Annotated in this window: 9 protein-coding genes; 6 read left to right on the top strand and 3 right to left on the bottom strand. The window is 49.1% G+C overall.

The features are described from left to right. Positions 1-53 precede the first annotated feature (53 nt). Positions 54-1811, bottom strand: a complete 1758-nt coding sequence (locus AB1L17_RS17645; protein ID WP_412845912.1) for a methyl-accepting chemotaxis protein — start codon at positions 1809-1811, stop codon at positions 54-56. A gap of 240 nt (positions 1812-2051) precedes the next feature. Between AB1L17_RS17645 and lplA the strand changes: the two genes are divergently transcribed. From lplA to AB1L17_RS17660, 3 genes are all read left to right on the top strand, one after another. After that, entirely contained in the window at positions 2052-3041 is a 990-nt protein-coding gene (gene lplA, locus AB1L17_RS17650; RefSeq protein WP_412845911.1) for a lipoate--protein ligase, read from the top strand. 87 nt (positions 3042-3128) lie between these two features. Further along, the gene (locus tag AB1L17_RS17655) at positions 3129-5792 is read left to right on the top strand and encodes a toxin Cry1Ac domain D-VI-related protein (protein WP_412845910.1); all 2664 of its coding nucleotides are present in this window, start codon (positions 3129-3131) and stop codon (positions 5790-5792) included. A gap of 32 nt (positions 5793-5824) precedes the next feature. Continuing rightward, positions 5825-6721 carry a GNAT family N-acetyltransferase gene (locus AB1L17_RS17660; RefSeq protein ID WP_412845909.1) on the top strand — a complete coding sequence of 299 codons (897 nt, stop codon included), beginning with the start codon at positions 5825-5827 and terminating at the stop codon, positions 6719-6721. 50 nt (positions 6722-6771) lie between these two features. On the opposite strand, the gene AB1L17_RS17665 is transcribed toward AB1L17_RS17660, so the two are convergent. Continuing rightward, entirely contained in the window at positions 6772-7743 is a 972-nt protein-coding gene (locus AB1L17_RS17665) for a DMT family transporter (protein ID WP_412845908.1), read from the bottom strand. Between the two features lie 137 nt (positions 7744-7880). Between AB1L17_RS17665 and AB1L17_RS17670 the strand changes: the two genes are divergently transcribed. The 3 genes from AB1L17_RS17670 (at position 7881) to AB1L17_RS17680 (ending at position 11025) form a co-directional block, all read left to right on the top strand. Beyond that, a complete protein-coding gene (locus tag AB1L17_RS17670; protein WP_412845907.1) occupies positions 7881-8741 on the top strand; it encodes a LysR family transcriptional regulator in 861 nt (286 codons plus the stop codon). 109 nt (positions 8742-8850) lie between these two features. Further along, positions 8851-9630, top strand: coding sequence for a helix-turn-helix domain-containing protein (locus AB1L17_RS17675; RefSeq protein ID WP_412846019.1), 780 nt, complete (start codon positions 8851-8853; stop codon positions 9628-9630). A gap of 201 nt (positions 9631-9831) precedes the next feature. Further along, entirely contained in the window at positions 9832-11025 is a 1194-nt protein-coding gene (locus AB1L17_RS17680; RefSeq protein ID WP_412845906.1) for an MFS transporter, read from the top strand. Here AB1L17_RS17680 and AB1L17_RS17685 read toward each other — a convergent pair. Continuing rightward, positions 10994-11950: a helix-turn-helix transcriptional regulator gene (locus AB1L17_RS17685; RefSeq protein WP_412845905.1), complete on the bottom strand. Its 957-nt coding sequence runs from the start codon at positions 11948-11950 to the stop codon at positions 10994-10996. The two genes, AB1L17_RS17680 and AB1L17_RS17685, sit on opposite strands and share 32 nt — an antisense overlap. Between the last annotated feature and the right edge of the window lie 52 nt (positions 11951-12002).

Genomic DNA, 12002 nt, shown 5'->3' on the forward strand with positions numbered 1-12002 from the left:
TCAGGTCAGAATTTGACCAGCAAAGGCAGCCTTTTTTGATTCACGTTCTATCCCTACACCTTAAATTGCTGGATCGATTCATGCAGCTCATCCGCCATTTTTGACAGGGAAGCGGCTGAGGACGAAATTTCCTCCATGGAGGCTAATTGCTGCTCAGCGGCCGCAGAAATGTTTTGTGTCCCGAAAGCAGTGGTCTGTGCAGTTGTGGCGATCGCTTCAATCGAATGGACAGCTTGCTCTGCACCTGTTGTCATATGATGCGTGGCAGTTGTGACCTGCTGAATCTGACGAGCAACTTCTGTCGTTCCAGACAGAATCTCATGGAAAGCCTTGCTGGCGTCATGGACGACTTCGATTCCGGCTGACACCTCATTTGTCGTCGTCTCCATTGTGTATACGGCCTTGTTCGTATCGACTTGAATGGCGCTAATGAGGTCTTTAATCTGCTGGGTAGATTTTGCGGATTGCTCAGCCAGGATACGCACTTCATTGGCGACGACGGCAAATCCGCGTCCATGCTCTCCAGCGCGTGCCGCTTCGATGGCAGCGTTCAGTGCCAACAGATTCGTCTGTTCTGCAATCGATGTGATGACCTCAACGATTTTGCTGATTTCCGAAGAGCGGTGCCCAAGCATTTTGATGGATTCCGCCAACTCGTGGACAGTGCTGCTGATGGAATTCATTTGATGGATCGCGCTGCCAATTGCTTCGTTCCCGCTTGAAACCAACATGGTCGCCGTATCGACGGTCAAGGAGACTTGTTCGGTACTGGACGCGATTTGCTGCAGGCGCGAGGACATTTCATTGATCGTCTTGACAGTTCCATCGACTGTTTTGGACTGCTCCTCGGTTCCGACCGCGATCTCCTGCATGGTGATCGCAATTTGCTCGGTTGCCTTGCTCGTCTGTTCTGCACTTGCTGTCAGCTGCTCAGAGGTGGAAGCGACATGCAGGGAGCTGATGCGGACGCGAGAGATGAGCTCGCGCAGATTCTCTGTCATTTGGGTAACGTCATGAACCAATTGCCCGATTTCATCGCGGTTTTTTACCACGATGTCTTTCCCGGACAGATCGCCGCCAGCAATTTCTTTCACGCGGTCCGCAATCAAGGAGATGGGCTTGGAAATGAACCCGGAGGCAAACCACGAAACGACGAATCCGACGATCAAGAATATTCCCAGTACGATCAGCAAATCATCCAACACTTTTTCGGCTGGAGCGTTGAAGTCTTCCATGTAGCTGCTGGCGCTTACGATCCATCCCCAGTGAGGGTCTAGCTTGGAGTAGGCGATCTTCGGATATAAAACGTCTGGCTCTGAAGGCTTTGACCACTGATAGTACGTAAAGCCGCCACCTTCCTGGCCGCGCTTAATCATTTCTCGGGAAAAATAGCCGCCATCAGGCCCTTTGGTATCCCACTGATTTTTCCCCTCAATGGAAGGAGATGCGAGCATGACGCCTTTTTCATCGAGAACAAACATATATCCGCTGGCACCTGAATCGATATTTTTATTAATCGACCGTGTTCCGTCCGATTGCTTAGGGCCGAGGATGTGAATTTTTACTTGCTCCTGTGCATCTTCTTTGCTGATTTTGCCGGCCTCGACCTGTTTCTGGAGAACATCAATCATTTCGATCGTCAAGTTCACGTTGTTTTTTAAGATGCGACCGCCCAAATCGTCCAAGCTTTGGCCAGCCGAAAAATAGCCCTGAAACCCGACGACCAAGCAAGGAATCGCCAAAAGCAGTAGGCATAGAAGGACGAGCTTGGTGCGAAGAGAGTGGGAGCGGGAGAACTTGGCTGTTTTCATAGAGAACACCTCATTGGTTCAAAGTATTTAATTCGTAAAAAGAAAACACCAAGATGATTGCCCTAGGCTTACGTCATTTATCGACAATATGAAAACGTTTTTATAGAGGAAATTCAAAAAATCCACAAAAAAATTAGATAAGTAATCGTTGCTGCATTCACGAGCAGATTCGAGAGCAGTACAGTCCAGCAGGAAATGGTATGATAGGAAGATAGAACGCTTACGGATGGAGGCTATCTGATGAAATTTATCGATAATCAAGGAATTACGGATCCACGCATCAATTTGGCCATTGAGGAGTACGCTCTGAAGCATTTGTCCAGCAGTGATGACTACTTGCTGTTTTATATCAATGAACCTTCCATCATTATCGGGAAAAACCAAAATACAGTTGAAGAGATCAATGCGACCTATGTAGAGGAAAACAACATTCACGTGGTTCGCAGATTGTCTGGTGGTGGCGCTGTCTATCACGATCTGGGCAATCTCAACTTCAGCTTTATTACGAATGATGACGGCGAGTCCTTCCACAACTTCCGCAAATTTACGGCCCCTGTGGTACAAGCCTTGAAAACATTAGGGGTAGAAGCTGAGCTGACGGGACGCAATGACATTCAGGTCGGTGAGCGAAAAATCTCCGGAAACGCGCAGTATTCGACGAAAGGACGCATGTTCAGCCACGGCACGCTACTCTTTGATTCAGAGATGGAAAACGTCGTGTCTGCACTGAAGGTAAACGCGGAGAAGATCCAGTCGAAAGGGATTAAATCCATACGTAGTCGCGTTGCCAACATCACGGAGTTTTTAGAGACGAAGATGACCATTGAAGAATTCCGTCTGGCGATTCTCCGTTCGATTTTTGGAGAAGGAGAAATCGAAGAATACAAGCTGACTGACGAGGATTGGGAGAAGATTCACGAGCTTTCGGCCTCCCGCTACCAGACCTGGGAGTGGAACTACGGAAAATCTCCGAAAAGCAATTACCGTCAATCCAAGCGGTTCGATATCGGCACCGTAGAGATTCAGCTTGATATTGAGAAAGGCAAAATTAAAGAAGCAAAAATTTACGGCGATTTCTTCGGGGTGCGCGATGTAGCAGAGCTGGAGGCATTGCTTCGTGACACGCCATATGATCGTTCCTCTGTCAGTGCGCGACTGGCCGATGTCAATCTTCAGGAGTTTTTCGGGAAGCTCGATCAGGAGTCTTTTGTTGATCTGTTACTGGTGTAAAAAAGTACTTCAGAAAACCTAACTTTTGTTAGGTTTTTTTCATTTCCTCCTCTGGTAGCATTATTTTGCTAGAGGGGGTATATCAGTATGTGCAAAAAACAGCCAAAGGTAAAAACAATCATAACAGCCGTTGTCTCCACCGGTTTTTTGCTTTCTTTTGTCGGCAATGCCTATGCAGCAGTTTCGTATCCGATTAAAGAGAGGCAGACGATGGGGATAGCCAGCACGTCAGTAATAGAAGGCCAAACGGATTCAGTCGATGAGGAAGTACGAGAGGAAGTAGAAGAGGATGCCCAGCCGTGGGAGTCCTTACTAGAGTCTGAGGGGCATACAGCAGCCAACGGCTTTATTGCTTATCGATTGGAGACAGCCCCAGACAAGGCACCTGCTAGTAAGGATTTCCGCCTGATGGCCGCTGTAGATGATCGAAATCCGACTCGGATCAAAATCAAAAGCTTCGTCTGGCTAGAGGAAGAACGGCTTGTTTTGCTCAGTTTCTCACCGTTTCGTGTAGCGAAAAAAGAACAGACGGTTTCCCTGCGCTTGCAGTATGACGGCGAAGAAGTGGAATTGGAACCATTCGTGATTGCCGAAAAAGGGACGAAAGCAGAGCGGATCGAGCTCGTCGCGATGGCAAAAGATGCCCAGCTATCTACGGAGGACAAAACGGATAAGACGCTGACACTGGTCGCTGTTGCTTGGGATGATAATGACCGCATCGTCGCTGGAAGGGAGCTGCTCTGGAGCTCCAGCGATAGACGTGTTGCATTCGTCAACTACGAGGGCAAGGTAACCGCCAAGAAAGAAGGACTGGTAGAAATTACGGCAAAAATGGACGATGCACAAGCCGTCTTTGAGATAGCCATAGATGGAGCCGAGCTGCCTGATTTGCCAGCGCTCTCTGTCAGCGAGACGGTCATAGAAGAAGCAGGGGCAAATGATGGCAGTATCACGGCCAAACAAACGATCAAGCTGACAAACGGCAGGTTCCTTGGTGAACTGTCTGCCGATGATATCGAGGTACATAATCTGCCTGACGGGCTGGATATTGAGGTCAAACAAGAGAATGACGACGAGCTCACCATTTTGTTTACGGGAAAAGCAAAAAGACATTCAGCTGCGGACAATGTAAAAGAGGTCAGCTTCATGATCGACAAGCGACACATCAAGCGCGCACAGAAAGATGTCACGAGCGACAGTTTTTCGATTCGTTTCAAAGACCCGGTCATTGTGATTCCACCGCCAGTCGATCCGCCGCCGATCTCCCCTCTCATAAAAGCCAAGAGAGCAGTCGATGAGCTGTTTGCTAATGAGAAGAAAGAGGAACTGCGTGCAGGAACGAATCAGAAACAGATCGATGATGCCAAGAAGCTAGTGGAAGGTCTGGACAATAGCGTGTCAGAAAAGTCAGGCCTGTTAGCTGATATCGGGAGGGCACAAACGCTTTTGGATAACGGGAAAAATCTGCTGGAAGAAGCGAAGCAGGCTGTAGAAGGGCTCTTTACGAACCCGGATATGACTGATCTGAAGCCTGGTGTCACACAGGAAACAATTGATGCAGCCAAAACGCTGGTGGAGAAGCTGGACAATCGCCTGCCAGAAAAGTTAGATCTGCTCGCTCTTATTGGGAAGGCACAGGAGCAGTATGACGACTTGCTGATTGTCGAAGCAAAAAAAGCCGTTCGTGACCTGTTCACCGATGAAAACCAGACAGCACTAAAACCAGAAGTGGCACAGAGCACTATCGATGGAGCGAAGGCGAAGGTAGAGAAACTAAAGGGTGGCTCGGAGACAAAGGCATTGCTGTTAGCGGACATCCAAAAAGCACAGGAGCTGTTTAATCAAGGGAAGAATGTGCTGGAGGAAGCGAAGCGAGCGGTCGAGGGGCTTTATACGACGAATGATATGATCGAACTGCGGCCCAAGGTCACTCAGGAAATGATCGATGCAGCCTATTCCAAGGTCGAGCTTCTAAGTGAGGGCCCAGAAAAAACACACTGGATGTCCTACGTAGCAAAAGCACAAACGTTGTTCAACAACCCACGCGTAGATCGCTTGCCTGATGCTGAGATCGAGCTGCCGATTGCTCCGACGCACTCCCGTCAAGTTACGCTCGCCGACAAGTGGGAGCCAGCAATGGATAAGAGGGCATTGAGCGAATATCTTGAGGTATCTGTAAAAAATCAGCCCCTCTCGTATCGCTATGACAAGCAGTTAGACCGTTTTGTGATTAATGAAAAGGAATACATCACCATCGAGGTCGACGAGTCTTTACTAGAAATGACCCATGGAGATTATGGAGTGACGATCAAGGCCAAACCAACGGTAACAGAAGATGACAATTCTTATGCAGTGTTCAAGCTGTATCGGGATGATAATTTGCTGGATACAGAGGAGATTGGTGTCGGCTTTGACGCTACCTCTCCACAATTGTCCCCAGACGTCATCGAAGAGGGAACAACCTATACATTGTCGGCGTCAGAACCACTTCGTAATGATCCGAACCCCAATTTGAGAATGTTATTCTCACCTTCCGGGAATTTTGACGACATGAGAGAGGTAACGGGGTATGCCAAATTCCAGGTGTCAGGTAACACCATTCGCGTAACGTTTCATGATACGTTCTATACCACGTTCGGGTCTCTCATCACAGAACAGAGCAAGGTTTCCTTTGGACCAGGCTTCATGAGGGATAAGGCCGGGAATCTTATACAAGGTACAGCAACAGCACCTGTAAAATCCAAGCAATGAGTAAGCCAAAGTCCATCGAGGAGGTACGAACATTGCAACTAGAGGAACTGACTGCTAGCACTGCACAGGCGTATAAATCGTTGGTGCACCCCAAGCACCTGGAGTGGCTGAATCAGATCAACGGCGCATCTGTTTGGGGATTCGGGGCTTCTAACAACAATCAGCCTGCGGGCATCGTGTTGGGGAGATCCGCTATAAAAGAAGGACAGGCCAAGATCATCGAGCTTGTAGTAGCAGAGGGGCATCAACGGCGGGGAATGGGCATGAAGCTGCTGTGGCACGCTGAGCAAAAAATGAGAGAGCAAGGCATAAGCGATGGTCAGTTCGCTGGCTTCATCAAAGCACAAGATTTTTCATGGCTCTCCAAAATTGCGATCAGGGAAGGCTGGCAGCTGCCAAAGGTAAAAACCCATATGTACACACTCGGCTCGATGCGGCTGGGTGAATGCCATTGGGTGGAGAGGCTGGCACTCCCTGAGGATTTTACCCTCTTTCCGTGGAAAGACCTGACGACAGCAGAGCGTCTGGAAATTGAACAGGGAGAAGGGCAATGGTACACGTCACTTTTGTCTCCGTATTATGAAGAAGGAAAATTCGATCCTGAATATAGTACAGGGCTGCGCTATCAGGGGAAAGTCATTGGCTGGGTGATTGTACAGCGGATGGCCGATAATTTGCTTTTGTACAAGACGATGTTTGTCCACAAGAAGTATCAGCAGCAAGCAAGAGGAATTACCCTTTTGATGAAAACCATTGAACAAGCGCTGCCAACGTTTCCTTATGGTATGTGCTTGATCGAGCATGACAACGAGCCAATGCTGCGATTTATGGAAAGAAGATTGGGGCCGACGATTTTGCACCGAAAGCTCTGGATTGAAACGACGAAGGTACTAGTAGGACAATACTCGGATCACTTAATCATGATATAAAAAAGGATAGAGATTCAGGGCTGCCTGAATTTCTATCCTTTCTTTTTAGACTACATGGACGGAACTTTTCTTCCACTCGGTTGTTGTGTGGTGACAGTGCGGTACTGCAGCTGCTTTCTCTGGAAGTGGTTGTTCCCGATCAGAGCCAGGATAACGAGCAGGGTGCCGCTCAATTCGTAGCGACTGATTTCATAACCTTGAAATGCCATCATGGCAAAGGTCGTGATCGGTACCAGATTGATAAACAAAATACCGTTGAGCGGAGTGAGCAGCTTGATGCCTGCATTCCAGCTCAAGAGGGCTACGAAGCCAGGTAAGAGAACCATAAACGCCATTTCGTATTTGATGGACATCACCGTTTCGACGGTAGGAACCGGAAGCCATTCAAAGAGGGAGGAAACCGTGACAATCACGAAATTAACGCCTGTTCCCAAGAGACACGTCAACGTGGAGTAGCGAAGCGTAGACCACGTGCTAAAACGCCCGCCGCCGATCGAATAGACGACCCAACCCACGACACCGATGAAAATGAAGAACAACGGAATCAAATGCTCACTTGCTGTAGTAAAGAAGGTAAGATTGCCATTGGTAATAACAAGGACAGCACCGACCAAAGCTACCAGAATCGTTGCCAACGTATAGTACGGCGGAAGCTTTCTAGTCGCAATAGACAAAAGGACAATCGAGATCATCGGCATGAGCACTTCCATAATGGACGCTGCAATCGTGCCTGGCTCTCCCATCAAATCCTGCCCGAGAAATACTCCCATATTGTAGACGGTAAACGCCATTGTTCCAAAAAACAGCAGAGACTTCCCGCGCCCCTCAAGACGAAAAGCTGACAAGCCTTCTTTTGCCCAGAGCAAACCGCACAAAATGATCGTTACGAAAAAATAGCGAAGAAACGAGAAGTAAAATGGATCGATCTCTTGCAGCGCGATATACGCAACCGGAAACATCGCCCCCCATGACATACTGGCGACCATGCAGAAAATAGACCCCATAAGTAGTTGCTTGTTCATTATGCGATTTCTCCTTTTCAATCTGAAGCTGACAAAGTTGACTTACCACATCATACTGGATGAAAATATGTTAGTATAATGATTGATAATAACTTTATGTATCATTTTTAGTGATAGATGAAAGGAGGGGGATAATAGTGGAGATCAATGATTTGAAAATATTCCAGATGGTAGCCACATTGGGCAGCGTGAGCAAGACAGCAGCTGAGCTGAGCTACGTTCAGTCGAATGTGACAGCGAGAATCAAGCTGCTGGAAAAAGAGCTCGGAACGCCTTTGTTTTATCGCAACAAGCGAGGAATGACGCTAAATACAGAAGGGAAGCGCCTGCTCGAATATTCGCGAGAAATCATCGCCAAATTCGAAGAAATGCAAAGTTATTTTCACCGAGCGTCAGAGCCGTCCGGGATGCTGGAAGTCGGGATGGTCGAGACGATCAATGCCCTACCGGGACTGTTATCCTCGTATTGCAGCCAGTACCCGCATGTAGATATTTCACTCAAGGCCGGCGTGACAGAGCATCTGCTGCAGAAAGTGCTGGATCTCGCGCTGGACGGAGCGTTCGTGAGTGGACCGATCAACCATCCATTGATTGAGCAGGAGCAAGTGTTTCAAGAGGAGCTGGTACTGGTAACGAAAAACAGTTCCTTCACCGCCAGTGATATTACCGGTAAAGCACTGTTGCTCTACAAAAAAGGCTGTGGATATCGCGAGCGCTTGGAGACCTGGATGAAGGTAGAGGGCTTGATTCCGAAAAAAGTAATGGAGTTCGGAACGTTTGAGACGATTATAGGGGGTGTCGCTGCGGGGATCGGCATTACCATTTTGCCGAAGTCGGCTGTTCGTCATCTGGTCGAGAGTGGAACGGTTTATATCCATCAAATCCCGGAGCCTTATCATGAAGTGACGACCGTTTTTATTCGCAGAAAAGATTCCTTTGTAACAAACACGATGCAGTCCTTTCTGGATGAAATCCGTATTCAGAAAGCGAAAGTGTAAATTTAATAGATTGCTCCTTCCATGATTGAGAAAAATATGGTAAATTTTATGTCGGAACAAGTGTTCTGTTATAGAGCTCGACTGGAAGAAGGAGGGAGCAGTTCTCATGATGGATCGGTATACCGAGATTGACGAAGTAATCGCCTATATTCATAAGCACATCGATGAGCCTTTGCCACTTTCCCGGTTGGCGAATCATGTGGCGTATAGTCAGTATCATTTCGCGAGAATTTTTAAAGAGAGAATCGGTCTTCCTCCACTGTATTATGTGTCCACCATGCGGTTGCAGAAGGCAAAGGATTTGCTGTTACGCACGAGTATGAGTGTTCGTGACATCGGTCTGGAAATCGGCCAGCAGAGCTTGGGGACGTTCTCCACCCGTTTTACGGAGCGTGTCGGGGTGTCACCTAGCGAATTTCGCGAGACTGCCCAGCTAGCGGATGATCGTCTCCGTTCCTTGCAGCAGCTGGCGGAGTGGAGCAGATCACATCCAGCACCCGAGCGACCGATGACGATAGCAGGGACCATCGAATCCACGGAGCCTTTTCAAGGAGTCGTTTTGATTGGACTGTTTGCCAAGCCGATCCCGGAAGGTCTTCCTTTATACGGAACATTGCTGCCATCGTTAGGTGATTTTTGTTTTACAAATGTGAAGCCGGGCACGTATTACTTAATGGGGACGTCTGTTGCGTGGGGCATGCAGGCTATGGATTTCCTCTTGCCGTACGAAACATTGCGCACACGTTCCAAAAAACCGATCATCGTCACGCCGAATACAATCGTCCCTCATCAGCAAGTTACTCTCCATGTGCCTCATCCGGACGACCCTCCCATTTTGATTTCTCTTTCCTTGCTCATGAACAGATTCATTCAGCGGTTTCCCCAATAATAAATAGTCCCTGTCTAGAAATGGCGGCTAACGAACAACGGGCCGCCTTTTTGTCATGGGCAGACTAGACTGGAGGTTATTGGGAAAGGCTACTATCACAATAGTCGAACTTTTTTCGGTGAGCAGGAGATTGGCCGGAAAAGCGAAATGATAACAAGGCGTGAAATTCATACGAAAACGAAAGGAAAGCAGGGAGCGAGAATGTCGAAGCCTTACAAAAAAGTTTTTTGGGCAGCCGGTTTTGGCTGGATGTTCGATGCCATGGATGTTGCACTCTTATCTTTTATTATGGTGGCATTACGACAGGAATGGGGTTTGACAGGGGAAGAGGCCGGGCTCTTAGGGACGGGCAATCTCGTCGGAATGGCGATTGGGGCAATCGTCGGCGGATATTTGGCTGACCGAATTGGCCGCAAGCCAGTATTTTTGCTGACCTTGGTCTTGTTTGGCTTGGCGAGCTTTGCGAGCGCTTTCGCAACCGGATTTGCTACCATGCTGCTCTTCCGCTTCCTGATGGGACTCGGTTTGGGTGCCGAGCTGCCAGTAGCCTCGACGCTGGTGAACGAGTTTGCGCCACCGGAGAAGCGAGGAAGTACGGTTGTGCTGCTGGAGAGCTTTTGGGCGGTCGGTTGGATCGCGGCAGCTGTCATCGCGTACTTCGTTATTCCCGACTATGGCTGGCGCGTAGCTGTCATGATCGGGGCATTGCCAGTGGTGTACGCCTGGTTTGCCCGTCGGAGCATTCCGGAATCTCCTCAGTTTCAAAAGCGGGCCGAGAAGATTCCGGTTCGAACACTGTTGACGTCGCACCGAACAGAGACGATTACGCTGTGGGCCGTCTGGTTTGCCATCGCTTTCTCGTACTACGGCATGTTTTTATGGATGCCATCCGTTCTGGTCGACAAAGGCTTTACGATGATCAAAAGCTTCCAGTACGTACTGATCATGACATTGGCCCAGCTTCCAGGCTACTTCGCAGCAGCCTATCTCGTGGAAAAATGGGGCCGGAAATGGACGCTGGCGACCTTCTTGTTCATGACCGGTGTGATGGCCTTTGCTTTTGGACAAAGCAGTGGCACGACAGAGCTGCTGGTGACGGGAGCCTTCTTGTCCTTCTTCAATCTGGGTGCTTGGGGTGCCTTGTACGCGTACACACCCGAAAATTATCCGACACCGCTGCGTGCTACCGGTTCTGGAATAGCATCCGGTGTAGGGAGAATCGGCAGCATTATAGCCCCGTATCTCGTCGGGTACTACGCGTCGCATCATTACAGCTACACGTTCATTTTTAGTGTATTTACCGCGGTGCTGATCGCAGGAACAATCGTCCTGCTCGTGTACGGACGAGAAACGAAGGTGCTTGCTAATTCGGGCCCTCGTACAGGCGAAGTATAGCGCGAGCTTGCTCTGTGACCTCACGTTTCAGCTCTTGTGGCTCCAACACTTGAATGTGCGGGCCGTAGCTGAGCACGAGCGAGCATGCTGATGCAAGTGTATGAAATTCAACCTCTGCTTCCATCCAGTCGTCTGCTGCGGCTAGAGTGGAAGCTATTTTTATATAGCGCTCCTGTTTTACCGCTGGAAAGGTCTCTTTATCTATCCGCAACCGCGCAGGATATCGCGGGAGGCTGGATTTGAAGTCGAGTGTGGATTGCTCCCAATAGCGTGCGAGGTCGAAATCGCTTGGGCGGATGAAGCCATCATCTAGCAGCTGAGCATCCAAAAGTCGTGAAATCCGGTACGTTCGCATGTCCTCGTCCACCTGCGCGACCAAATACCAGATGCTTCGTTTGGCTACAAGTCCGAGCGGGCAGACGATGCGCTCTACTGCTACGTCCTCACGCGAGTACCGAATGAACAGCTTGCGGGAAAGCCATACGGCATCTTGAACAGTAGACAAGAAGGGAAACGTTTCGGTCGATTCATGCCAGCCTGCCCCATCGATATGCAGGAGCTGGTGTACGTGGATGGCATCCTGCTGAACGGTCTTTGGCAGCGCCGACAGCAGCTTGAGAAAAGCAGCTTCATAGTTTTCATGCAGCCCGAGATCATTCAACAAGGCAGCAGGGGAGGCTACGAGCAGTGATTGCAGCTCATCTATTTTCATTCCGGTCAAATTACTGCGATATCCTTCCGCCAAAGTCCAGCCGCCATCTGCACCGCGCAAGGCATAAACCGGAACGCCTGACGCACTCAAAGCCTCCATATCACGATGAACCGTTCGTTCAGACACCTCCAGCCTTTCTGCTAATTGCCTGGAAGTCAGGCGACCGTGGTTTTGCAAGAGCAACAGGATCGTAAGCAGTCGATCTGCCCGCATAACATGCCCTCCTAGAAGTCATGAGAAAATTACTTTGATTGTATCTTAGCGA

It is taken from the genome of Brevibacillus jepli, assembly GCF_047229145.1.
GTDB lineage: Bacteria > Bacillota > Bacilli > Brevibacillales > Brevibacillaceae > Brevibacillus.